Origin of the sequence: Corynebacterium tuberculostearicum, assembly GCF_030229345.1 — a bacterium.
Lineage (GTDB): Bacteria > Actinomycetota > Actinomycetes > Mycobacteriales > Mycobacteriaceae > Corynebacterium > Corynebacterium tuberculostearicum_G.
In genome coordinates this window covers 25,422-47,877 of sequence record NZ_JASPGP010000016.1, presented here as the reverse complement: position 1 = coordinate 47,877, position 22,456 = coordinate 25,422, and the positions used below count along the sequence as shown (strand labels likewise).

Genomic DNA, 22,456 nt, shown 5'->3' with positions numbered 1-22,456 from the left:
AGTAACCTCCCGGCTACCTCGCGGCGACTTCGATTAATGTAGTCCAACCCCTCCAACAATGACAAATCCCCAGCACAGGTTGGATTTTTCGGAGATTTTCCGCACTACATGCCGACTACTCCGCGCCAGAAGGCAGGATTCGGTGGGCGACTTAAGCCATATAGAAGGCCCCAACTCCACTGCGAGATTGCCTCTTCTCAGTGCTGCAGGAGAGGGCTCGCAGATCTAAAAGCCATTGCATGGAAAAAGGCCCCCGATTTCTCGGGGGCCTATCGGTGGAGCTGCCGGGAATTGAACCCGGGTCCTTCGTCACCTTGCCAGGGCTTCTCCGTGCGCAGTCCGCACAGAATCTCTGCTCGGCCCTCCGGATCGGGCGAACACGTCCGGATGATGGGCCCAGTCACCAGTAAGAGTCCCGACTGGTCCTGATGACACAGCCAGCCGGCTAGTTCCTTAGTCGATGCCAGGATCTAGGTCAGGAACGAAACCTAGGCTGACAGACACGCGTCGCTGTAATTAGGCAGCGAGGGCGTAGTCACGCTGAGAGTTCTTCTCTGCGTTTATTGGTTGCTACGACGCTTAAACGGTGGTCGTTAGCCTGCACCGGCACGCTTCCCCTGGCGCAGTGCACGAAGTCGAAACCAAATCAACCCCATGCTGTAGGGACGGGATAGTGCATCTTCCCTACGGTTCGTTCAACACTACCCCACCCGCTTTTATTTCCTCAAGTGCTCCTCTAACCATTCCTTGAGGACGACCGCATGGTTGACCGTGCGATTGGCGGCGGCGAAGAGGAGGGTGGCGTCGGCAAGCGCACGCAGCTGGGCGAGCTCGTCGGAGTCATTGTCATCGAGCTCGGCCTTGTAGCGGCGGGCAAACTCGTCGAAGCGATCCTCGTCGTGGTTCCACCACTTGCGCAGCTCGGGGCTCGGCGCGACGTCCTTGAACCACTCGTCGTAGGCCAAGTCACTCTTGGCGACGCCCCGGGGCCAGATCCGATCCACCAGCACCCCAGTGCCATGGATGGTGTCCTCGCCCTTTACTACGTCGTGAACCTTCGCTGCCTTAAACATTGATCCCCTTCACGCGGCGGCCGAGTTCGCGGGAAATTTCGCGGTCTTGGTCGCGGCGCTTAATATCCTCTCGCTTGTCGTAGTCCTGCTTACCTTGGGCCAGCGCGAGCGAAAGCTTGGCGTAGCCATTTTTGAGGTAGACCTTGAGCGGGACCAAAGTCTTATTACCGTTGCGCACCTGCCCGTAAAGCTTGTCGATCTCGCGGCGGTGCAGCAAAAGCTTGCGGGTGCGCCGCGGGCTGTGGTTCGTCCACGAGCCCATGGAATATTCCGGAATGTGCAGGTTACGCAAGTACACCTCGCCATCGTCGATGGTGGCGAAAGCATCATTAAGGGAGATTTTTCCCTCCCGCAGGGATTTGATCTCGGTGCCGAGCAGGACGATGCCGCACTCGTATTCCTCGAGGATCTTGTAGTCATGCCGGGCCCGGCGGTTAGTAGCGAGCGTTGCTTCGCCGGACGCCGCCTTCTTATTCTTCTTGCCCTTCTTAGCCATAATTATGGCAGTGTAGTGCCCTTTTAGCCGGCCCAGCAAACGGGCTATTTGCGCACATAGGACCGCAGGGCGATATGTGCTGTGACGGCGGTGACCACCAGCGCCAGCAAGCCCACGAGAGGCAGGGCAATCCAGAGGTCGCCGGACTTCATGGGGGCGAGCAGCTGGGATTCGTACAGTCCCTGCAGGGATGGGTCTACCACCTGGGATTTGCCCAGGAAAATCCCGGCACCACCCAAGACCACGCCGATGAACGAGGCCAGCACTGCTTCCAGTACGAACGGCGCCTGCGTCATCCACCGGCTCGCGCCCACCATGCGCATGATTTCCGTTTCGCGGGTGCGGTGGAACGCGGCGATCTGCACCATATTGGCCACCAAGAAGATGGCCGCCACGGACATCACAATAGCCAGCACAAAGGTGGCATTGCGGATAGCATCCAGGTTGCTTGCGGCATCGCGCACTTCCTGCTGCTGGTCGACGACGTCCTCTACCGCCGGATTATCCCTAATCGCATCGATCGCAGAAGCGTCTTCTGGATCCTTTAGGCGCACGTGGAACGCTGCCGGCAGCGCGTCGGGCGAGGTTTGTTCCACCATGACGGGGTCGGTGTCTTGGAAGAGTTCCTTGAATCGCTCATAGGATTCCGCGCGGTTGCGGTATTCCACGGACTCGACGGAATCATCCGCGTCGAGCTGTCCCTGGAGATCCGCGCAGGCCGGGGTTAAGCAATCCGGGTCGCCGGCCGAAATGTCCTCATTGAGCTGGACCATGACCTCGACGCGGTCGAGATATATCTCCTTGGTGTCCTTGGTCAGGTTGGTCACCATGATGCCGGCGACAACGAGGCCTACGGCAATGGCGGTGGTGATGATCATGGCGATGGTCATGGTCAGGTTGCGGCCGAGCCCCTTGGTGGCCTCGCGGAAAATAAAACCTAGCTTCATTCTTCCCCCTCGTACATCGCCTCGTGCTCGTCGCGCACGAGGACTCCATTGCGCAGCTCCAGCACGCGCTTGCGTGCCCTATTGACGGCGCGGGCGTTGTGGGTAGACATGACCACGGTGGTGCCACGGCGGTTGATGCCCATCAGCAAGTCCATGATCTCGTCGGCGGTGGAGGGATCGAGGTTGCCCGTGGGTTCGTCGGCAAGCAGCAGCTTCGGCCGATTGACCACCGCACGCGCAATGGCCACGCGCTGCTGCTCGCCACCGGAAAGCTCGTGCGGATAAGCATCGCGGCGATCCTCTAGGCCTACCAGGTCCAAGACCTGCGGGACCGAGGTGGAGATGCGGTACTTGCTCTTGCCAATAACCTCCAGCGCAAAGGCCACGTTTTGATATACCGTCAGCTTGGGAAGCAGGCGAAAGTCCTGGAAGACATAGCCAATGGACTGGCGCAGCGCGTTGATCTGCTTGCCCGAAAGCTCGTTGACGTGGAAATCATCGAAATAAATATCGCCCTTGGTCACATTGCTATAGCGCACCATGAGCTCCAAGAAGGTGGACTTACCGGAGCCAGACGGGCCAATGAGGAAGGCGAATTCGCCATCCGCAATCTCGAAGGACACCCCGTCGAGCGCTGGGCGAGACTCGGCGGAGTAAGCCTTAGTCACGTTGTCGAATCTAATCACGCGAATCACTGTAGCAACTAAAGTTGACACCACGCTGTGAACTGTATTTAAGTAATGTGGTCTAAGACACTAATTTGTTCCGAGCGATCGACAGAAAGTGCCGATACAATGGCCGAAACCGAAACTAAAGAAAAACCACGTTCTGCAAGCGGCTTCCTGGGCACTGTGGAAAAGATTGGCAATAAGCTGCCGGATCCATTCTGGCTCTTCGTCATCCTCGCAGCCATCGTCGCTGTGACCTCTTGGCTTGGACACCTCGTCGGCATGACCGCCGAGGACCCCAAGACCGGCGATACCATCGAAGTCGAATCCCTGCTGACCACCGAGAATATCTCGCGCATGGTTACTGATGCAGTGGAGAACTTCACCAGCTTCCCGCCGCTCGGCGTCATCCTTGCCGTAATGCTCGGCGTGGCCGTGGCGGAGCAGTCTGGACTGCTTTCCGCGTTGGTGCGCGCGATGGTGACCAAGGTTAGTGCGAAAATGCTGACCTTCGTTGTGGCGCTGGCCGGTGTGACCGGCTCTGTGGCCTCTGATGCCATCTACGTCATCCTGATCCCGCTGGGCGCAATGGCCTTCCACGCCGTGGGCCGCTCCCCCATCGTCGGCGCCATGGTGGCCTTCGCAGCATCGTCTGCTGGCTTCAATGCCTCACTGATTCTGAATATCACTGACCTCCTGCTCGCGGGTATTTCTACCCCGGCCGCACAGTTTGTGGACCCAGAATATGAGGTCAGCCCGCTGGCCAATATCTTCTTTGTTATCCCTTCCGCCGTGGTGCTCTCCCTCATCATTACCGCGGTCACGGAATTCCTCATGGTCAAAAAGGCCCGCGAGCTGGTGGACCACGACCACATCAATTACGAAGAGGTGTCCTTTTCCAAGGCCGCCGGTGGGGCCGGCGCGAATGCAGAGGAGGGTGAGGAGTACGACTTCACCGATGATGAAGAGGCGATGCGCATCAAGCCCAACGAGCAGCGTGGTCTGATTGCTTCCGGCATCGCGCTGGTGGTCTTCCTTGCCGCCTTCTTTGCCTTGCTCTTTATCCCCGGCTCCCCGCTGGCGAGCCAGGGGGATAGCTTCATGGAATCGCCTCTGATTAGCGCCATCGCGGTGCCGATTGCCCTGGCTTTCTTGGTGTGCGGCATTGTCTACGGCCTGGCGGCAGGCACCGTGAAGTCAGCTGCTGATGTGCCGGAGTTTATGGCCAAGGGCATCGAGACCCTCGTTCCCATGCTGGTCCTCTTCTTCGCGGTGGCACAGTTCCTGGCCTGGTTCGAGTGGTCGAACTTGGGCGTGTGGACTGCGATTAAGGGCTCCGAATTGCTCCAACACTGGTCTTTGCCGCCGCTAGTCATGTTTGCGGCACTGGTGGCCATGGTTGCACTGCTCAACCTCTTCATCACCTCCGGTTCCGCCCAGTGGGCCCTGATGGCCCCGGTCATCGTGCCGATGATGATGTATGTGGGCGTCTCGCCTGAGGTCTCCCAGATGCTCTTCCGTATCGGTGACTCCCCGACAAATATCATCACCCCAATGTCGCCTTACTTCGCCTTGGCGTTGACCTTCCTGCAGCGCTATTACAAGCCAGCAGGCGTGGGTACTTTGATGTCGCTGGCGCTGCCCTACTCGCTGTGCATGCTGGTGAGTTGGTTCGCCTTCTTCGTCATCTGGTATCTCATCGGCATTCCGCTGGGACCAGGCGCGCCGATGGACTACGCGGGTTAAGTCCATAGAGATCAGGCCGAACTGAGGATTTTCTCCCCTCAGTTCGGCCTTTTTGCGTTCAATTCAGCCCGATCAGTATGGACCTAATCTTGGTCTTCTTGTTGCTGCATACGCCAGCGGATGCCGGATTCAAGGAAGCCATCGATATCGCCATCGAGCACCTTGGAGGGATCGCCCACCTCAAAATTGGTGCGCAGGTCTTTGACCATCTGATACGGGTGCAGCACGTAGGAGCGCATCTGATTGCCCCAGGAGGCGTTGCCACCGGCGCCCAACGCATCGAGCTCAGCTTGTTCCTCCTGACGCTTGCGCTCCAGCAGCTTCGCCTGCAACACGCGCATGGCCGAGGCCTTATTTTGAATCTGTGATTTTTCGTTCTGGCAGGTCACTACGATTCCGGTGGGAATGTGGGTCAGGCGCACCGCAGAGTCGGTGGTGTTGACGGACTGTCCTCCAGGACCAGAAGAGCGATAAACATCGACGCGCACATCATTATCCGGGATATCGATGTGGTCGGTCTGCTCCACCACCGGCAGGACTTCCACCTCGGCAAAGGAGGTTTGGCGCCGGCCCTGGTTATCAAAGGGCGAGATGCGCACCAGGCGGTGTGCTCCCTGCTCCACAGAGAGCTGGCCATACATGTATTCACCGTGGACGACAAAGGTCGCGGACTTGATACCGGCCTCCTCCGCATAGGAGATGTCATAGACGTCAACCTTGTGGCCGTGCTTTTCCGCCCAGCGCGTATACATGCGCATGAGCATCTCGGCCCAGTCGGCCGCGTCCACACCGCCGGCGCCGGAGCGGATATTGATAACCGCCTCACGCGGGTCATACTCACCAGAAAGCATGGTGGTGACCTCTAGCGATTCGATGGCAGACTCCAGGGAATCGAGCTCATCGTCCGCCAGGGAGGTATCCCCCTCTTCTTCCGCGAGTTCGTACATCACGGGCATGTCCTCCAGCCGCCCGCGCAGCGATTCCAGCTTGCGAACCTTGGCCTGCGCTGCGGAAAGCTCGGACGTTACCTTTTGCGCATGGACGGGGTCATCCCACAAGGACGGGTCGCCGGCCTGGGCCTCTAGTTCCCGAATGCGGGCAGCCAAAGCCTCCGGGTCCATGACCTTCTCGATGGTGGTCAGGGTGGTTTCCAATTGCTTGAGCCGTGCTGTTACTTCGGGACGCATAGGCCCCAATCCTACCCACCCGGCCGGCATAATTAGCCATCGGCCGCGTTTAGGGTGACAATAGTGGGCATGGATCAAAAGCCGAGCTTGCAGGAGATGATCGACGCGGTCATCAAGACCTTCATTGTCGCACACGCGGATGACGGGGATGCGCACCTAGCGCAGGCCCTTGTCTATAACGCCGGCCGCCTGGCCTGGCGCCTGCGCGAAATGGGCGTCGACGTAGAGCAAAAGACTTCTATCTCGGATGTTGTTACGGATGCGGACAGGGCGGCCGAGCGCTTCGTCGCGGGTGTGCTCGAGGCAGTGCGCCCGGAAGACGGCATCCTCGGCGAAGAGGGCGCGGCACGCGAGTCCCAGTCCGGCCGCACCTGGGTCATTGACCCGGTCGATGGCACCTACAATTTCTCCTCCGGCTCCGATTATTGGTGCTCTGCGCTCGCGCTTACCGACGCCACCGGGATCACCCTCGGCGCCGTCCACCGCCCCGCCATGGGCTATACCTGGTTCGGCGGCCGGGACTACCCCACTTCCCTCGACGGCAAGGAGGTAGCTCGCCTGCAGGAGAAGCCGGCCGAGCAGATTTCACTATCCACGTATCTGCACCCAACCTCGCTGGTGGATGCGGATATCCGCGGGGCATGGCAGCGCGTGGCGGAAAACTTTGCTACAGTCCGTATGCTCGGTGCCGGTTCTGTTGACCTGTCCTCCGTGGCCGATGGCACATGGGGCGCATGGATGCAGCATTCGGTGGCGGATTGGGATTGGTTCCCCGGCAAAGCCCTCGTGGAGGCGGCCGGCGGTACTGCCCGCAAGGTAGAAGCCGGCGGCGTCGAATGGTGCCTGGCCGGCAATAAACAGGTAGTGGATCAGATGGAGGATTGGCTCCGTGGGTAAGTTCAAAGAAGACTTGGGCCTCGCGCTCGAGCTGGCGGGCCATGCCGATGTAGTGACCATGCATCGTTTCGAGGCCTCGGATCTTTCCGTCAAGGAAAAGCCGGATATGTCTCCCGTATCGGATGCGGATCTCACCTGTGAGAAGCATATCCGCGAATCCCTTAAGCGCTCCCGCCCGCGCGATGAAGTGCTGGGTGAGGAATACGGCGGCGAGGCCTGCTATAAGGGCCGCCAGTGGGTCATCGATCCCATCGACGGCACCAAGAACTTCGTGCGTGGCGTCCCCGTATGGGCCACGCTCATCTCCCTTTTGGAAGATGGCGAACCGGTAGTTTCGGTGGTTTCCGCACCCGCCCTGCGCCGCCGTTGGTACGCAGCCAAGGGCGCTGGTGCCTTCCGCGTTTTCGGCGGCGAGCCGAAGCGCTTGAGCGTATCCCACGTGGAAAAGCTCGCCGATTCTTCGCTGGCCATGAGCTCGCTGACCGGATGGGCCGAACGCGGCCTGCGCGATCAGTTCCTCGCGCTCACGGACAAGACCTGGCGCCTGCGCGGCTATGGTGATTTCTGGTCCTATTGCCTCGTGGCCGAAGGCGCGGTAGACATCGCCGCCGAACCCGAGGTGTCCTTGTGGGACCTCGCCGCGCCCTCCCTCATCGTGACCGAGGCCGGCGGTACTTTCACGGATCTGGACGGAAACCCTGGCCCCCACGGCGGATCCGGCGTCGCCTCCAACGGCCTGCTCCATAAGCACGCCCTAGCCGCACTACAGGGCTAGGAATTTCTGCGCAGCTGAAGTAACACGCACCTGCCACCCTGCGGCCGATCTGTACGCATACACTCGGATCTTTCGCATCCGGGTTAGCGGCGGATGCGTGTCAATAAGGACGGCTGCACTATCGCGCGGCTCTCTGACTGGCTTCTGGATATGGCTCGCAAGTAATTCACGCTATACCCGATTGGCTGTGGTTTTAGCACCAGCCAAAGATGCACAAAGCCCGCTCCCCCAGGCTGGGAAAGCGGGCAAAGGTTTGGCGAGGCTAGTCCTCAGGCAATGTAAAGCCAGCACCTACGCCACCGCGACGGTTCATATCCGCCAAGACTGCATCCATGGTGTTTGCGGCGGTTGGGTTATGAACCGGCCCCTGCAGCGGGGTGCGGCACGGGAAATTCACCGGCAGGAAACCGCCGGTAATCGAGCCAATGAGGCGGCCGTTGGCCAACAGCGGTGCACCGGAATCGCCCATCATGGCGCATACCTGGTTAACCTGAATCTTCTTTGCCTGCTGATAGGTCACACCGCAGGTCTTTCCGGTGGCAACGCCCTGCTTGCACACCTGCTGGCCCGGCTTAACGCCGCCGCCCAACTCATTGACGGTTACGCCATTGTAGGAGCGGGAGACCTTGGCCTTAGAGCCGAACTCAATGACGGCGTAATCCAAGTCCTCATTCTTGGACACCACGGTGCCTGTCGGGCCAATCTGCTCCGAATCGGCGGAGGTGACCGAATCCCCCACGTTGCCGCAGTGCGCAGCGGTAAGCCCAACCTTGCGGCCAGCATTATCGTTGCCCGCCACAGTCAGGGTGCACATCATCTTCTCATCGACATAAACCGGGGTGCCGGGGCCATAAAGCGACTCGCCCTCATTCATGGCCGCAACAGATTCTTCTGGAATGCGTGGGGCATCAAAGAACGAGCCCGGCACGCGGTGCAGCACGTAGTCAGCCTGTGGCTTGCCCGCAGCTACCTTGGAAAATCCATCATTTTTCCACTTATAGTTTGGATTGGTTCCCTGCGGTTTAAACTCCGGCTGGGTGGCCTGCTCCGCTAGGCCGATGGGATTCGGGTTGGTCATCGGCTCCGCGTACTGCGCCTCCTGCACCGTGTGCTGCACGGCTTGCTGCGCGTTGCGCACAGAGGAATCCACGGCGTCGGTGACGTTCTTATCCACCTGCGGGGTTTGGATGCCTACCCCAGCCAGGCCATCTCGGACTTGGTCAATAATCCCTGCGGAATCGAAATCCGGTTGGGGCAATTCCTGGGCGCCTGCGGCCGGGGATCCCAGGAAAAACGCACCAGCGAAAGCCGAGCCCACCAGGACTTTCTTAAGGTGCGGAATGCGAAGCATCAAGGTACCTACTTTCAGTTGTCAACATCGTGCAAACTCGATACTGGCACGAAAAAATTGTGGAATCAGCAAACTCCTGTGACTGTGTCCAAGCCGTTATATTTCTTCCAGACTTCGGGGGTGATCACCCCTCCCCTATCATGGAGAACATGCCCACACCGCTGTCCTATTCTGATGTCTCCGACTTTCCACAGCTGCATATGTCGCGGGTTATCGATGCTGACTTTGACGCCGCCGCACACCGACTTTTCCGCTGGTCAGTACAACGCAGCGGTCTTTTCCGTGTCCGCCCGACCCATGAGGTAGTGGAGCTCGGCGCGGAGGTCACCATGGGCCTCGGCCCGTGGGATTTTCGCTGCCGCGTGGTCGATGTCTTCTACGAGGACGGCCGCTGCGGGTTCACTTACGGCACCCTTCCCGGACACCTCGAGCGCGGCGAAGAAACCTTCACCCTAGAGCGCCTGCGCGATGGTCGCACGGTGTTGCTTATCGACGCCGCCTCAGAGCCCTTCCTCCCCTTCCTGCGCCCGCTCGTGGACGTGCCGAGGCGCCTGCTTATCAGCCGGCTATATCTCCACGCCTTGGACGAATAGCAGGATTGTATATACGACTAAAGCCGCCTTCCCCAACCCGGGGAAAGCGGCTTAAACTCGGCGCTGGTTAATTCTTGCGCTTGTCCTCAATGGACTCGCGCGCATCGCGCACAGCGCCCTTGACGCGGTCAAAGAAGCCACCCTTCTTCGTGGACTCCTCCTGGTACTCGTGTGCCTTGTCCTCCACGAAGCCCTTAGCGCGCTGGAAGGCATCACCTACGGCGCTACCTGCCTCGGACGCCTTGTCCTTTAGCTGATCCAAGCGCTCAGAGGACTGCTGACCATTGACGTTGTCCTGGTTCGGTGCAGTTGCAATGCGCTCCTCGTTTGCTTCGCCCACAATGTGCTGGCTGGGCGCGTAGTCCGAATTGTCCTCATCCAGCTTCTCCTGCAGGTCCGGCTGCTGCGGAGCGGAACCAATATGCTCTTCCTTCGCACCACCGACAATGTGCTGGCTCGGCGCATAGTCCGAGTTATCCTCGTCCAGCTTCTCCTGCAGATCTGGCTGCTCAGAAGCAGGGGCTACATGCTCTTCGTCGGCGCCAGCGACGACATGATTCTGCGGCTCGTACTTGCTGGCGGTGGATTCTGCATTATCCGCAGCCTGCTTGCCTACTGGTGTGGATAGGCCGGCTGTGCCCGCGGCGCCTGCCGCTGCAACCCCTGCACCCGCTGCAGCCGCGCCGGACTGAGCGGAGGTGGCCGACTTAGCTGCCGAAGACACAGTGTCCTCAGAGGCCAGGTACTTGTATTCGTTGCGGTCCAGGTCAACTTCGTGGCCTAGGTTATTCGCCATTGCTGCGTACTCCTTTAAATAGATTTATCTTCTCCCCTCTAGGGTTCCAGAAAATTCAGGAGCGTGCACGGAAATGGGTATGGGAAAGCGTCGACCGGTGGAGGGATCAGTCATCTCTAAACACTCAACATGGAAGGTTTCGCGTACGAGTTCAGCAGTCATCACCTCCTCGGTGACCCCTTCGGCCACAATGCGTCCCTCACGCATGGCTACGATTCTATCGGCGTAACGTGCGGCATGGACCATATCGTGGACCACCATGACCACTGTGACCCCGACGCCATTGAGATCTCGAATCAGATCCAAGATGGACAATTGGTGCGCGGGGTCGAGGTAAGTAGTTGGCTCATCAAGCAAGGTAATTGGTGTTTCTTGGGCCAACGTCATGGCGAGGAAGACGCGCTGGCGCTGACCGCCGGAAAGGTCTGCGGCGGAGGCATCGAGAAGCTCGCTCACCCCAGCACGCGAGGCAGCACGCTCAACCGCTGCATGATCTCCGGCCCGCATCGTCGCTAGCGCTCCTGTATAGGGATAACGGCCGTAACCGATGACGTCGCGCACTAATACCCCTTCCGGGGCCACGGGATGTTGTGGCAGAAAAGAAACTTCACGTGCAAAGGCACGCGAGGAATACTTGCTGATATTTTGGTCCGAGAGGTACACCGCGCCTGCGCTGGGCGTAAGTTGGCGGCCCAATGTCTTGAGAAGCGTCGACTTGCCGCAGCCATTCGGCCCGATCAGAGCGGTTACTTGACCGCTGGATAAGTGAAGATTTACGTCCTTGACCACATCGGGTCCACCGTAGCCCACGGTTAATCCGCTGCACGTCAGTGTCATGTCTAGCCTCCGTTTCGCACTCGGGTCAGCCGAGTCAATAGGAAAATGAAATAGGGTGCGCCAATCAGCGCGATGAGCGCGCCAACGGGGATTTCCGTGGGGGCGAAGGCCCAGCGACCGAACGTATCGCATACAGTCACAAGGGTCGCTCCGCCTAGGGCCGCCACGGGCATTTGCCGGCGCAGGTTCGAACCAACGATCAAGCGGGCCGCATGTGGGACGACGAGCCCGGCGAAGCCCAAGACCCCGGCCGCGGCGACTCCCGCGGCACCGAGGATGACGGCTAAGGCTACTGCTATTAGGCGCCACATCTTGGTACTCACTCCGATGCCGGCCATGGTGGAATCATCCAGCGCTAGCATATCCAGGTGTTTTGCGACCACCATCGCGATGGTTAGGGCGAAAAGGATAAAGGGGGCAACAATAGTGGCGTCGCCAAGCGAGCGGGCGTAAAGCGAACCTTTCAGCCATGTCATGGCCGCTCCTGCCTCTGGCGCGGCGCGCACCAAGAGCAATTCAGTGATGGCACCCAGCCCGAAAGATACCGCCACCCCGGTAAGGGGCAGGCGCACCGGATCGCTTACCCCGCGTCCAGCAAAAAGGAGAACCACCCCAGTTCCAGCCAACGCGCCGATAAAGGCGATAAAGGTCAGCAGGTGGGCCGGCAGGGCGCCTACTCCCATGAGTACCGCAACGGCCGCGAGTCCACCGCCGGAGGTAATACCCACCGTATCTGGAGCGGCCAAAGGATTGCGTAGCGCGGATTGCAAAAGACAACCAGAAACAGCCATGGCACTGCCCGCGCAGATACCTACCAAGAATCGCGGTGCGCGGTACTTCCAGATGAGCGGCTCTCCGGTAACGAAGGCGGTGATCACCTCGCCCGGCGGTTTCATCACCGCACCGACGCCCATGCCGATGATTGCGCTCAATACCAACGCCAGGATGAGCCCTACCAGAACCCCTACAAATCTCTTATGCCGCATGCTTCCTCCTCCCCAGCGCATGGACTGACCACAGCACTAAGGGCATGCCAGCCAAAGAAGTCACGATGCCCACTGGGGTCTCGGCCGGCGCCCAAATTGCCTGCCCAACCGAATCTGCCGCCAGAAGCACCGCTGCTCCTACAATTCCAGCCACACACAGCCCCATGCGGTGGTGCGAGCCGCACACTCGCCACGCTACGGTCGCGGCCATCAGCCCCAAAAATCCAATCGGCCCGGTTGCGGCTACCGAAGGAGCAATGAGCACTACCGCCGCCACAATGGCAGCCAACCGAATGCGCTCCGGCTTCGCCCCCACAGCACCAGCCACGGCATCACCGGCTACGAGCAAGTCCAGCGTTTTCGCACCGATTAAGGTCAAGGGAACCACGACCAACACAGCGACCAGCGCGGGCATAATATCGCTTAGTCGTACACCGGCAAGCCGGCCAGAGAGCCATGACATCACCGTCGCCAGTTGAGCTTCATCTATCACCAGAAAAATGGAGGTCAAGGCGCTACACAGCGCGGAAACGGCAACGCCCACGAGTACCATGCGCTGGATCGCACCGCTCTTGCCGACGCCCACCGTCACCCTCACAGCAATCCCCGCACCCAGCAGCGCACCGGGCAGCTGGTCAACGCTCGAGGTTTCGCTCCCAAAAAACATTGCGGTTGCGACTGCGCCGAGTGCCGCACCGGAGTTCACACCAGTGATGGACGGATCGGCGAGCGGATTCGCGGTTGCCGTGCGCAGCAATAACCCGCCTACACCTAGTGCAATACCGACCACCGTGGTAGCAAGGAGACGGTCAAAAGCCACGCTATGCAGCTCTTCTTCCAACCACGGGGTATCAACTGGCACCTGAACATGGCGGAGCCGCCACCACCACACAAAGGCAGCGGCAGCGGTTGCAAAGACCAGGCAGGCACTGGCTTTAGTTCGTGATGCCACTACTTTTCAGCGGCGATAATGTCATCGAGCATATGCTCGGCGGAAAGTGGCCCGCGAGCGCGCGACCAGATATCTTGGTCTACCTTTACGATGTCACCGCTGCCCTTGGCATAGGGCGTCTTTTTAAACGCTTCGACGTCCTTGTACATAAAGACTCGGTCAGCCTTCATGCCAGGGAGCTTATCGCCGGTCAGTTCCGCTACATCAGTCTTAGATTCGATAGAAGACTTCTCGCCTTCAAAGGCATAGTCATAGCCCACTTTACTCAGTAGCGACTGAGGGAAAGAGGGGTTGACCCAGGTATAGAGCATCTCGCTGGACCAGCCAGCCACGACCGCACGACTCCCCGGCTTTACCGTGTCCTTGGTCTGAGCAATCTTGTCCTCGATGCGCTGACGGACTTCTTTAGCCTTTTCCTCTTTGCCGAGTTTGGCCGCGATCTCATCCATCGAGTCCAACACGTCCGAGTAAGTTTCATCTGGGTAGGATTCCGTCTGCGCAATCTCTTCCAGCTGCGGCATAATATCAGCTTGCCGGGTAGGGCTAGCCAAAATCAGATCTGGCTCCAAAGACTGGATAACCTCTAGGTTCGGCTGCTTGGCTTGGCCCACAGAGGTCGCCTGACCTAACTGTCCCTTCAACGTAGTAGGTGCCTCCGACTTACCGATTTCTACGATTCCCACAGGGTCCACATCGAGGGCCTTGAGAATTTCCTCATAGCGCCAATCGAGCGCCACAACTCGCTCGATTTTCCTATCTTCACCCGGTCCCTGAGAAGAATCAGAAGAACACGCAACAAGGCCTGCGCCTAGGGCTAGGGTGGCTACAAGTGCGATAACTGCACGCACATTCATGAAGTCTCTCTTTTGCATAGGCTTACCTTAGCTTTATAAGGGTTTACTGTCTAGAGCCTGATTGCTTCCCTCTCCATGACAGACCATGCAGCCACAGGATGAGTTCCATGAGGGATAGCGGTGAGGAGCGGAAACCGAAATCCGCTCTAGCCACGATCATCTACAGCCTCTGCGAACGAACTCCAAACTGCGGTCTTTGGTGTTCATCTTTCGAATGCTCTAGCCCTTGAGCACAGCGCGGGAAACGATGACGGGGGGCGTCGCTGAAAGGATCGTCCCAGATTTCTACATCGATACCGTAGGCTGCGGCTAAAATATCCTTCCGCAGTGCTTCCTTGGGAGTCCCCCGGGCTATGACCTCGCCGTTGTTCATAACCGCCCTGGTGTCGGAGTACTGACCAGCCAACATGTGGTCGTGCAGCACAACAACGACTGCCTTACCAGCGCGGGCTTGCTTGCGAACGGGCTCCAAAACACTAATCGCGTGGGCGGGATCGAGGAAGGTCGTAGGCTCGTCGAGCAGCGGCACCGACGCGCCCTGAGCCAGAGCCAGTGCAAGCCGTGCCCATTGCCGCTGGCCGCCGAAGAAAACGAAAATGGCCCTCATCGGCGAATGGGGAGCAGTTCATCAATCTAGAGGGGCTAACTGTAATGGGCCTTACAACCGTTCCATATCTATAGGCTATGCGAAGTTTCCATAGCCAGAAATGGTGCTCACCCATAAGAACGCTGATACGACGAAAGCCGCGGCGAATGTGAAGGCAAAAGCACGCCATGATCGGTCGCTAAGCCGATCCTTTTTCAACATGTAGACAGATATGGCTAATACACCCAACACCACCAATGAAGGTAGAGGTAGCCCATAGAAAACGAAAGGTATTGGAAGCCATGTGGACAGGAGCACTCCGCCATAAAGGGTTACGACACCCAAGACAATTCCAAAAAGTATTCCCGGAATGATCGTTCTTTCTTTCACAACAAATTCCTTACCAATCAGTTTATCTTGATCAGGCCACCGTTTTTAGCCTGCGCATGACATTCATGGGCCTGACCCCGGAAAGTAGACACGTCGGGGGTCAGGCCCCCAGTTTTCTATCTCCAAAGTAAACAGAACCAAACCGCTTTTGAGTGGCAGCTAGATGATCGGTGATTGTGAATTGTCGAGCCAGGCCACGATGTGGTTTTCGGCTTGTCTCGCAGACGGTAGTTTGTCGAGGTGGCGGTCTCCGTTATGGTTCGTGAGAAGAAGCGGGAAGTAGTTTCCCTTGGCATTGAACTTGACCTGGAGGGTCTCGCCTTGCGAATTCTGGTACGTAACGAAGCCAGCGGACGGAGTCTCCGACAAGTGAGTCAGCCACTTGGGTACGGCTTTGGCAGAGGCGTAACGTTGCTCGCCCAATACGGTAGACGAGGTGGAGATGTCAGTGGTTTCGTCGCCTTCCAAGATCGGAATGCCCAAATGCGGGACCGAAATGGCGATGCCCTGGTGGAGGCCGAGCGCTGAAAGTTTTCGGGCGTCGCTCGAGAGATTTTCCGTGGGGATGTCGATTTTGGCTTGGCCGGGAGCTGGTGGTTCAACCTGCGCCAACTGCGCAATTGCGTCGAGTGCCGCCGTAGACTCAGGTGTATCTTCGAGGGCGATGATGGCCAAGTTGAGAGACTCGCGCTGCGACGTACTCGCCGTGTACAACTCGAGCGAGTCGGACTGATTCACTGAATCCAGCAGGATGCCGAGTATTTCGCCTTGGTAGGCGTAGATGGCCTCATCGATGGCGGTGGTGTCATGAATATTGCTCAACAGATGGTGGAGGTGCTCGGCGGCATCCGAGTCCATGGATTGGTCGTAAACTTTCGCATACAGTCGTCCGATGAGCAGCAGTGCGGAATCGCTATGCATAGTCTTTCGCTCCGTAAAAGTCGAAGGGGTACGGGTGGCTGGTCTTCCCGGCGAGGGGGTTTCGATCCTTTGGAGCGGAAAGCCATCCGGTGATGGCGCTGAGCACTTCGGCAGGCAGGCGCACTTCTTCCCCTTCTGCTGCAGCGAACCTGTAGCTGAGGGCGCCGGTTTTGTCAGCGTTTCCGTCAAGTCGCTCGGCCAGCTCGAATATTGTCAGCGCAGTGATATCTGCAACGAATCTGATTGCGTCATCAGATGACAGGGGCCCTGTTTCCTGGATTCGCGTGTGAAGCTGTTCAATGGTTGGCGTGACGACGTTCTTCGAGGTCCGATTGAAATTGCGTCAGCTGTTCGTTGGTGGGCTGCGTTAACACTCTTATAACACTCCAGGGTTCCACGGGATATTTGTAGGTTGAGACAAGCCTTGTTGCTTGAGCTTCTCGATACCATAATCGGTTAGTGCTTCCGCTTCAGATTGGCTGAATCCGACCGAGGTGTGTGCCTCTAACTCGATGGCTCTCACTTCGTTCCAAGTATAGGTATCGACGTCAGGACCGAAATTCTTGGCAAAATCACCATATCCGCGTCGTTGTGATGCAGTGATCTCTTTGTGAAGCGCAGATCCGGTTGCGGGATTGCGCGGTGCAGGATTTTGAGACTAGTGCACCAAATGGCGATTTCAGCATAAAACGAAAGAGACCCCTACCAGCGTTTCCACTGGTAGGGGCCTGGAAGTTGGTAGCGGGGGCAGGATTCGAACCTACGACCTCTGGGTTATGAGCCCAGCGAGCTACCGAGCTGCTCCACCCCGCGTCGAGATGACTTCCATCATCTGCGCTTGAACAGCACGTTAACACAAAGTGTATTCGCTCTGTCCTGGCGACTCATGTAACTATACATACGGAAAGGCACCTACCCAAATCCGCTGGGCAGGTGCCTAATCCATCGCGATTATAAGTCGGAGCTACTTCTCCGTCTTCTGATAAGACTCCATAGCCTTATCAAGCTCATCTAGGGCGCGTCCGTATTCCTCGAAGGAACCATCGCGCGCATCCTCAAGGCCCTTCAAAGCCTTGTTGATGTCATCGATGGCACCCGCCTCGTCGGAAGAAGACGGAGCGGAAGCTGGAGCCGAAGGCTTATCGTCCTTAGACTCCTTCTTGTTCTCCTCATCCTTGGCGCCGTCCTTGTCCTCGGAATCGCCGTCAACTTCCTCGATGTTCTGGGCAGACTTGGCGTCGATTCCCACCTGCTCGAGGGCATCGCCGATGGTCGGGGCATAGCCCACGCGGCCCTTATAGGACACGAGCACGCGCAACAGCTTCGGGAAGGCAGAAGCCTGGTCCTTGCGCTGCGAGTAAATCGGCTCGAGGTACAGGATTTCGCCGCCACCTACTGGCAGGGCTAGCAGGTTGCCGTTGTGCAGGTCATTGGTGCCCTCCCACAGGGTGCGGTCGCGGGCGACCTGGTCGGAGGACATCATCGCATCCTGTGCCTGCTTCGGGCCCTGGGTCTGCGTATTGGTGGGCAGCACGCGCACGGTGATATCGCCGTAGTTCTCCGGGTCGGAGGACACGGCCATGTGCGCAGACAGGAACTCGCGGTTAAGACCACGGTAAGACGTGGTCAGCTGGAAGGTCGGCTTGCCGGTCTCCGGGTCAGCGGCCATCACGTAGTACGGCGGCTGATTGAGCTGACGGGATTCCTCCGCGGTGGGGTCATTCGGCACGGACCAGAAGGCATCGTTATTGAAGAAGACATTCGGGTCATCCACGTGGTAGCGGGCCAACAGATCACGCTGCACCTTGAACATATCCTCCGGATAGCGGAAGTGCTCGCGCAGCTCATCGGAGATCTCCGCCTCAGGCTTGACGACGTCCGGGAACACACCCTCCCAAGCCTTGAGCACCGGGTCATTCTTGTCGAACTCGTAGAGGTCCACAGTGCCGTCATAGGCATCGACGGTGGCCTTGACCGAGTTGCGGATATAGCCGACCTTGTCATTGACCAAGCGCTGGGTGGTGCCATCAGGGTTGAGGGTGTCCTGGGTGGCGTCGGAAAGCGAGGCACGCTGGGAGTAAGGCAAGGATTCCAGAGTGGTATAGCCATCCACAATCCACTTCAGGCGGCCATCAACCACTGCCGGGTAGGTAGCAGAATCGGTGGTCAACCACGGAGCAACCTTCTCCACGCGCTCGCGCGGATCGCGGTCATACAGCAGCTTCGATTCGCTGCCGACGCGGTCCGAAAGCAGGAAGTTCAGCTCGCGATACTTGGCGGCGTACATGGTGCGGTCAAAGATGTTGCCAATGCCAACGCCGCCCTTGCCGTCATAGGTGTAGGTGGAGCTATCGGTGTCGTACTCGACCGGGTTATCGCCAGTCTTGCCGGTAATCGCATAATCCATGCCGTCGGCCGCGCCGGCAATGACCGGGCCGTAGTAGATGCGCGGCTGATCTACCTTAATGCCAAGGGACTTCTCTGCGTCCTGGGTTTCGCCTTCGCCCTCGGACTCACCGGCCTGGGTCTGCAGGTCAGACACGGTAAAGATGGGGAAACCACCGCGGGCAGAACCTGCATCGCGGGCCACCTCATCGACCTTATTGGCCTGCGCTGCCACGAAGCCATTGCCGTGGGTGTAGACGGTGTGGCGGTTAATCCAGTCCGACTGGTTCTCTCGCAGCTCGTTCGGATCCAGCTCGCGGGCGGCGACGACGAAGTCGCGCTTCTTGCCGTCGATCTCGTAGCGGTCCATCGACAGCGTCTCTGGGAAGCCGTAGAAGTTCTTCAGCTGCTGCATCTGGGTGAAGGTAGGAGAAAGGATCTCCGGATCCAGCAAGCGGAGGTTATTGATGGTGGCGTTATCAGAGGCCACCTTGTCATCGGAGACATCATCCCCGCCCCAGTTATCTTCATAGGTGACGTGGTCATCCGTAAGCCCATAAGCATAGCGAGTGGCCTCGATATTGCGGGCGATGGATTCTTCTTCCTTAGCCTGGCGGTTGGGCTGTACGGAAAAGCGCTCCATCAGCAGCGGCCATGCCTGGCCAATGACCAGCGAGGACAGCAGCATCAGCACCACGGCCAGGCCGGGGATGCGCAGGTCCTTGATGACAACGGCCATAAACAGGGCCACGGCCACGAAGATGCCAATGATCATCAAGATGATCTTCGCCGGCAGGTAGGCGTGAATATCGGTATAGGAACCACCGGTAAAAAGGTCGTGCTGGGTATTAAGCAGCTCATAGCGCTCCAACCAGTAGCCGATGACCTGGGCTACCATCCACAGGCCGGCGGTAATAGCCAGCTGCAGGCGAGCGGGGTGGGAGATCGAGCCGCGCACACCGGCGGCCTTATTGCCAATGCGAATGCCACCCAACACATAGTGGCCGAAAAGCGCAATGAGGAAGGCCAGGATCAACAAGATGGACAAGGTGCTGACCACCATCTTTAGAACCGGCAACGTGAAGGCATAAAAACCTAGGTCGTGGTGGAACTGGGCATCTTGTTCGCCGAATTCCTGGCCGTTGAGGAAGAGCAGTACCGTGCGCCAATTGGACTGGCCGATGAAACCGGCAATGATGCCCACGATGGCGGGGATGACCTTGAAGAAGACGCCCATGGACTTCTCAATGGACTTACGGTACTGATACACCGGCGAGTTCAGGTCTCCCAAGTCGAGCGAATCCGGGCGCCCGCGCCAAGCAAAGTAGCCGGCGGCCCACACCACTGCAGCGGCCACAAGACCGAAGATGATAAAGAGGACTATCCGCGCCATAATCGCGGTGGTGAAGACGTTCCGGTATTCAATCGCACCAAACCACCTCCAATCCGTGTACATGCCCACGAGCATGGGGCCGAAGAACAAGAGGACGGCAATGATGGCCGCAATGATTGTCGCGACCCGCGGGGGCCGCTTCAACGGGGCGGCTGGTGTGGATGACCCTAAGGACAACGCCAGCTCCAATCAACTAGTGCGAATTTAAAACCTGTAGACTTCTTCCAGCTTAAGGAAGCAATACACAGATAACGAATAAGGATGTTCATGAGTTCCCCCGAATTATCACAGCCAGCTTTAAACCGCGCGATGACCGAAGCCGTGGAATTCGTCCACGCCGAAGGCTGGGACGCCCGCCCCACCATCTTCGCGCTGGTTCCCACCCACTTGGTAGCCGATCAGCTTGCCGCGCTCGATGAGGAGGACGCGGCGCCGCTTACCCTCATCGTGCAGGATAATGTACCCGAAAACATTGAGCCCGGTTCGGAGCAGCTGGCCGATTATGTCTCCCGCCTGGCTTGGCCGCGGGAGGTCGCCGGCGTCATCTTGGCCCAAGAGATTAAGTTCCGCGATACCTCCAGCGAGGACCCCTCCCCTCGCCCGGCGCGCCTTTATTCCGGTGCGCTGCGCGAGGAAGGCATCGAAACCACGTTGCTGCAGCTGCGCCCCACCGAGGAGGAGTTGGAAGCGGCCGGACCGTTCGCGGAAGATGACATCCAGCTGCGCGGCGGTCCCCAGGTGGCTCCGGGGGTCATTGCGGCCTTGCGCTATGGGCTGAACCAAGACCCGGATGAGCTAGATTAGACTGAAGTGACAATTCTCGCCTGCGACTAAGGAGCATTTTCCTACCGTGCGACGCACTACTCTCACTCGCCTGACCGCCACCCGCGCCACCGCAGCAGCGCTACTGCTGGGTGTAGGCGTGAGCACTGCCGCTTGTTCCTCGGACGATGCCGCGCCTGCCGACGCCCCCGTGGAGACCACCACCGCCGCCGCCGAGTCCACCGCCCCTGCGGCGGATACCGCTAAGGAAACCAGCACCGCCTCTAGCTCCTCTTCCACCGCTGAGTCCAGCGCTGAATCGAGCGCGGCGGAAAGCTCGGAGGCGTCTGAGGGGGCGTCGGCAAGCAAGGAGCCCGGCAGCGAAAAATGGGAAAAGTCGGTGGCCAAGGCCTATGACATCTTTGCTCCGGTAGCGCCCAAGGAGCTCTTCGCGCACTTCGACCGCTGCGATTCCACGGGCGGGGACGATTCCTATAACTGCTCTGGGCCGGAGGTAGGCCAGTTCCAGTTCTTCCGCTCGCACTCCAAGGCAAAGCAAACCACGCAGGTACTTACCGAGCTGCGCAGCTCGCAGGTCATTGAGGATGACGGCGACCGCGTCGTAGGCTGGTCCACCTTGGGAACCACCGCGGTCATCACCGTGGTGGACAATAAAGAAGGCATGGTCATGCAGCAGATGATCTCCTCCGACCAGGAAGACCCGGAAGAGAAGATCAAGGAGCTGGGCCTAGCTAAGTAGGCCGACTACTGGCAGGTTTTAATATCCTTGCCGTCCGCGAAGTCCTTCATCGTGGACACTGCCTCATCCAAGGTGGAAACTTCCGCGATGGGCATATCGCCATGGTCGCTCGCGGCGGCCTCGGAGCAATTATCCTTCGGCGCGAGGAAGAGCTCCGCGCCCGCCTCGTGCGCCGCGGCGATTTTATGTTGGATGCCGCCAATGGGGCCCACTTTGCCATCTTCCTGAATCGTGCCCGTACCGGCCACGAACTTGCCGCCGGTGAGGTCCTCCTCGTTGAGCTTATCGATGACCGCTAGGGTAAACATCATGCCGGCGGAGGGACCGCCAATATCCTGCAGGTTGTATTTGACCTTAATATCGTCTTGCGGGACCGAGAGCATGGCGATGCCCAGCATTGCCTGTCCCTTCTGGTGGGGGTTCTCCCCTAGCTCGATTTCTTCTTCTTGCTCCTTGCCGCCCCGCTGGACGGTCAGCGTGACCTTATCGCCAGGGCTTTTCTGCTTGATGACGTCTTGGACCTCGCCCGGCTCCGAGACTTCCTTGCCGTCTACTGCGGTAATGACATCGTCCTTCTTCAGCGTGCCCTGCGCCGCGCCCTTATCGAGGACTTCCGCGATGGTGATCTTTACCGGCAGGTGCAGGTAATCCATGGCCGCCACGGTGGCTGCAGACTCGGACTGGGTAAAGGCCTGCTTATTGGACTCTTCTACCTCTTTATCGGTCATATTCTGCGGAATGACGGTATCGATGGGCACGATGGTGTCATCGGTCATCATCCAGCGGCCCAGCGCCTGCGCCAGGGTCATATTGGTGCGCACGGAGACTGTGGTCATGTTGAGGTGGCCGTCGGTGTCATAGGTTTTCGGCGCCTGGACATCGACGACCTGGGTGCCGTCGACCTCACCCAATGTGTCCACCGTGGGTCCTGGGCCTTCAGCGGCATAAGGCACGGTCAAAGACACATCGGTGCCGGGGATATGGTCAAGCGATACCAACGCACCGGTGAGGACGACGGGGATGGCACCCCAAGCAATGGTGCGGACGCGACGGCTAGCAGGAGAATTCACGGATCAATACCCTACAACCTTTGCCGTAGTG

Annotated in this window: 22 protein-coding genes, 1 tRNA gene and 1 other RNA gene; 7 read left to right on the top strand and 17 right to left on the bottom strand. The window is 58.8% G+C overall.

Annotated elements, in window-relative coordinates; translation table 11 throughout:
• Positions 1–273 precede the first annotated feature (273 nt).
• From ssrA to ftsE, 5 genes are all read right to left on the bottom strand, one after another.
• Positions 274–654, bottom strand: a transfer-messenger RNA (tmRNA) gene (gene ssrA, locus QP884_RS10365).
• Positions 655–716: 62 nt separating this feature from the next.
• Positions 717–1,073, bottom strand: a complete 357-nt coding sequence (locus QP884_RS10360) for a DUF488 domain-containing protein (RefSeq protein ID WP_284821957.1) — start codon at positions 1,071–1,073, stop codon at positions 717–719.
• Positions 1,066–1,569, bottom strand: coding sequence for an SsrA-binding protein SmpB (smpB, locus tag QP884_RS10355; protein ID WP_005322310.1), 504 nt, complete (start codon positions 1,567–1,569; stop codon positions 1,066–1,068). Before smpB ends, QP884_RS10360 begins: the two co-directional genes overlap by 8 nt.
• A 44-nt stretch (positions 1,570–1,613) precedes the next feature.
• The gene (gene ftsX, locus QP884_RS10350; RefSeq protein WP_250409813.1) at positions 1,614–2,516 is read right to left on the bottom strand and encodes a permease-like cell division protein FtsX; all 903 of its coding nucleotides are present in this window, start codon (positions 2,514–2,516) and stop codon (positions 1,614–1,616) included.
• Positions 2,513–3,202, bottom strand: a complete 690-nt coding sequence (gene ftsE / locus QP884_RS10345) for a cell division ATP-binding protein FtsE (protein WP_284821956.1) — start codon at positions 3,200–3,202, stop codon at positions 2,513–2,515. The genes ftsX and ftsE overlap by 4 nt, the downstream gene beginning before the upstream one ends.
• A gap of 108 nt (positions 3,203–3,310) precedes the next feature.
• On the opposite strand from ftsE, the gene QP884_RS10340 reads away from it, so the two are divergent.
• Positions 3,311–4,930: an AbgT family transporter gene (locus tag QP884_RS10340; RefSeq protein WP_284821955.1), complete on the top strand. Its 1,620-nt coding sequence runs from the start codon at positions 3,311–3,313 to the stop codon at positions 4,928–4,930.
• A gap of 83 nt (positions 4,931–5,013) precedes the next feature.
• Here the strand turns inward: QP884_RS10340 and prfB are convergent, their stop codons facing one another.
• Positions 5,014–6,117: a peptide chain release factor 2 gene (prfB, locus tag QP884_RS10335; protein ID WP_284821954.1), complete on the bottom strand. Its 1,104-nt coding sequence runs from the start codon at positions 6,115–6,117 to the stop codon at positions 5,014–5,016.
• A gap of 69 nt (positions 6,118–6,186) precedes the next feature.
• Here prfB and QP884_RS10330 point away from each other — a divergent pair, with 69 nt between their 5' ends.
• Together QP884_RS10330 and hisN are read left to right on the top strand one after the other, a co-directional pair.
• Positions 6,187–7,014, top strand: a complete 828-nt coding sequence (locus tag QP884_RS10330; protein ID WP_284821953.1) for an inositol monophosphatase family protein — start codon at positions 6,187–6,189, stop codon at positions 7,012–7,014.
• Positions 7,007–7,789, top strand: coding sequence for a histidinol-phosphatase (gene hisN / locus QP884_RS10325; RefSeq protein WP_150850962.1), 783 nt, complete (start codon positions 7,007–7,009; stop codon positions 7,787–7,789). The genes QP884_RS10330 and hisN overlap by 8 nt, the downstream gene beginning before the upstream one ends.
• A 262-nt stretch (positions 7,790–8,051) precedes the next feature.
• Here hisN and QP884_RS10320 read toward each other — a convergent pair whose 3' ends face one another.
• The gene (locus tag QP884_RS10320; RefSeq protein WP_284821952.1) at positions 8,052–9,140 is read right to left on the bottom strand and encodes a S1 family peptidase; all 1,089 of its coding nucleotides are present in this window, start codon (positions 9,138–9,140) and stop codon (positions 8,052–8,054) included.
• Between the two features lie 149 nt (positions 9,141–9,289).
• Between QP884_RS10320 and QP884_RS10315 the strand changes: the two genes are divergently transcribed.
• On the top strand, positions 9,290–9,733 hold the full coding sequence (locus QP884_RS10315) for a DUF1990 family protein (protein ID WP_284821951.1): 444 nt from the start codon (positions 9,290–9,292) through the stop codon (positions 9,731–9,733).
• A 67-nt stretch (positions 9,734–9,800) separates the two neighbouring features.
• Here the strand turns inward: QP884_RS10315 and QP884_RS10310 are convergent, their stop codons facing one another.
• The 7 genes from QP884_RS10310 to QP884_RS10280 all read right to left on the bottom strand — a co-directional run bounded on the left by QP884_RS10310 (position 9,801) and on the right by QP884_RS10280 (position 15,992).
• Positions 9,801–10,529, bottom strand: a complete 729-nt coding sequence (locus QP884_RS10310) for a kinesin (RefSeq protein ID WP_086588886.1) — start codon at positions 10,527–10,529, stop codon at positions 9,801–9,803.
• A 24-nt stretch (positions 10,530–10,553) separates the two neighbouring features.
• Entirely contained in the window at positions 10,554–11,366 is an 813-nt protein-coding gene (locus QP884_RS10305) for an ABC transporter ATP-binding protein (protein WP_284821950.1), read from the bottom strand.
• A gap of 2 nt (positions 11,367–11,368) precedes the next feature.
• Positions 11,369–12,352 carry a FecCD family ABC transporter permease gene (locus tag QP884_RS10300; protein WP_284821949.1) on the bottom strand — a complete coding sequence of 328 codons (984 nt, stop codon included), beginning with the start codon at positions 12,350–12,352 and terminating at the stop codon, positions 11,369–11,371.
• Positions 12,342–13,274: a FecCD family ABC transporter permease gene (locus QP884_RS10295; RefSeq protein ID WP_434736466.1), complete on the bottom strand. Its 933-nt coding sequence runs from the start codon at positions 13,272–13,274 to the stop codon at positions 12,342–12,344. The genes QP884_RS10300 and QP884_RS10295 overlap by 11 nt, the downstream gene beginning before the upstream one ends.
• A gap of 29 nt (positions 13,275–13,303) precedes the next feature.
• Positions 13,304–14,176: an ABC transporter substrate-binding protein gene (locus QP884_RS10290; RefSeq protein ID WP_284821947.1), complete on the bottom strand. Its 873-nt coding sequence runs from the start codon at positions 14,174–14,176 to the stop codon at positions 13,304–13,306.
• Positions 14,177–14,318: 142 nt separating this feature from the next.
• Positions 14,319–14,765, bottom strand: a complete 447-nt coding sequence (locus tag QP884_RS10285) for an ABC transporter ATP-binding protein (protein WP_284821946.1) — start codon at positions 14,763–14,765, stop codon at positions 14,319–14,321.
• Positions 14,766–15,293: 528 nt separating this feature from the next.
• Positions 15,294–15,992, bottom strand: a complete 699-nt coding sequence (locus QP884_RS10280; RefSeq protein WP_284821945.1) for a hypothetical protein — start codon at positions 15,990–15,992, stop codon at positions 15,294–15,296.
• Between the two features lie 34 nt (positions 15,993–16,026).
• Between QP884_RS10280 and QP884_RS10275 the strand changes: the two genes are divergently transcribed.
• Positions 16,027–16,314: a hypothetical protein gene (locus tag QP884_RS10275; RefSeq protein ID WP_284821944.1), complete on the top strand. Its 288-nt coding sequence runs from the start codon at positions 16,027–16,029 to the stop codon at positions 16,312–16,314.
• 477 nt (positions 16,315–16,791) lie between these two features.
• Here QP884_RS10275 and QP884_RS10270 read toward each other — a convergent pair.
• Together QP884_RS10270 and QP884_RS10265 are read right to left on the bottom strand one after the other, a co-directional pair.
• Positions 16,792–16,868 (bottom strand) — tRNA-Met (locus QP884_RS10270).
• A 151-nt stretch (positions 16,869–17,019) separates the two neighbouring features.
• On the bottom strand, positions 17,020–19,977 hold the full coding sequence (locus tag QP884_RS10265) for a UPF0182 family protein (protein ID WP_284821960.1): 2,958 nt from the start codon (positions 19,975–19,977) through the stop codon (positions 17,020–17,022).
• A gap of 123 nt (positions 19,978–20,100) precedes the next feature.
• On the opposite strand from QP884_RS10265, the gene QP884_RS10260 reads away from it, so the two are divergent.
• Both QP884_RS10260 and QP884_RS10255 read left to right on the top strand, forming a co-directional pair.
• Positions 20,101–20,637 carry a PPA1309 family protein gene (locus QP884_RS10260; protein WP_005322346.1) on the top strand — a complete coding sequence of 179 codons (537 nt, stop codon included), beginning with the start codon at positions 20,101–20,103 and terminating at the stop codon, positions 20,635–20,637.
• A gap of 46 nt (positions 20,638–20,683) precedes the next feature.
• Positions 20,684–21,355 carry a beta-N-acetylglucosaminidase gene (locus tag QP884_RS10255; protein WP_284821943.1) on the top strand — a complete coding sequence of 224 codons (672 nt, stop codon included), beginning with the start codon at positions 20,684–20,686 and terminating at the stop codon, positions 21,353–21,355.
• A 5-nt stretch (positions 21,356–21,360) separates the two neighbouring features.
• Here the strand turns inward: QP884_RS10255 and QP884_RS10250 are convergent, their stop codons facing one another.
• Positions 21,361–22,425 carry a YlbL family protein gene (locus QP884_RS10250; RefSeq protein ID WP_284821942.1) on the bottom strand — a complete coding sequence of 355 codons (1,065 nt, stop codon included), beginning with the start codon at positions 22,423–22,425 and terminating at the stop codon, positions 21,361–21,363.
• Positions 22,426–22,456: the final 31 nt, after the last annotated feature.

Bases quoted from the DNA above. Each gene is read 5' to 3' on its own strand.
- QP884_RS10360 (WP_284821957.1), bottom strand. From the start codon at position 1,073: ATGTTTAAGGCAGCGAAGGTTCACGACGTAGTAAAGGGCGAGGACACC.
- smpB (WP_005322310.1), bottom strand. From the start codon at position 1,569: ATGGCTAAGAAGGGCAAGAAGAATAAGAAGGCGGCGTCCGGCGAAGCA.
- ftsX (WP_250409813.1), bottom strand. From the start codon at position 2,516: ATGAAGCTAGGTTTTATTTTCCGCGAGGCCACCAAGGGGCTCGGCCGC.
- QP884_RS10340 (WP_284821955.1), top strand. From the start codon at position 3,311: ATGGCCGAAACCGAAACTAAAGAAAAACCACGTTCTGCAAGCGGCTTC.
- prfB (WP_284821954.1), bottom strand. From the start codon at position 6,117: ATGCGTCCCGAAGTAACAGCACGGCTCAAGCAATTGGAAACCACCCTG.
- QP884_RS10330 (WP_284821953.1), top strand. From the start codon at position 6,187: ATGGATCAAAAGCCGAGCTTGCAGGAGATGATCGACGCGGTCATCAAG.
- QP884_RS10320 (WP_284821952.1), bottom strand. From the start codon at position 9,140: ATGCTTCGCATTCCGCACCTTAAGAAAGTCCTGGTGGGCTCGGCTTTC.
- QP884_RS10315 (WP_284821951.1), top strand. From the start codon at position 9,290: ATGCCCACACCGCTGTCCTATTCTGATGTCTCCGACTTTCCACAGCTG.
- QP884_RS10310 (WP_086588886.1), bottom strand. From the start codon at position 10,529: ATGGCGAATAACCTAGGCCACGAAGTTGACCTGGACCGCAACGAATAC.
- QP884_RS10305 (WP_284821950.1), bottom strand. From the start codon at position 11,366: ATGACACTGACGTGCAGCGGATTAACCGTGGGCTACGGTGGACCCGAT.
- QP884_RS10300 (WP_284821949.1), bottom strand. From the start codon at position 12,352: ATGCGGCATAAGAGATTTGTAGGGGTTCTGGTAGGGCTCATCCTGGCG.
- QP884_RS10290 (WP_284821947.1), bottom strand. From the start codon at position 14,176: ATGCAAAAGAGAGACTTCATGAATGTGCGTGCAGTTATCGCACTTGTA.
- QP884_RS10285 (WP_284821946.1), bottom strand. From the start codon at position 14,765: ATGAGGGCCATTTTCGTTTTCTTCGGCGGCCAGCGGCAATGGGCACGG.
- QP884_RS10280 (WP_284821945.1), bottom strand. From the start codon at position 15,992: ATGGACTCGGATGCCGCCGAGCACCTCCACCATCTGTTGAGCAATATT.
- QP884_RS10275 (WP_284821944.1), top strand. From the start codon at position 16,027: ATGAGCAGCAGTGCGGAATCGCTATGCATAGTCTTTCGCTCCGTAAAA.
- QP884_RS10260 (WP_005322346.1), top strand. From the start codon at position 20,101: ATGAGTTCCCCCGAATTATCACAGCCAGCTTTAAACCGCGCGATGACC.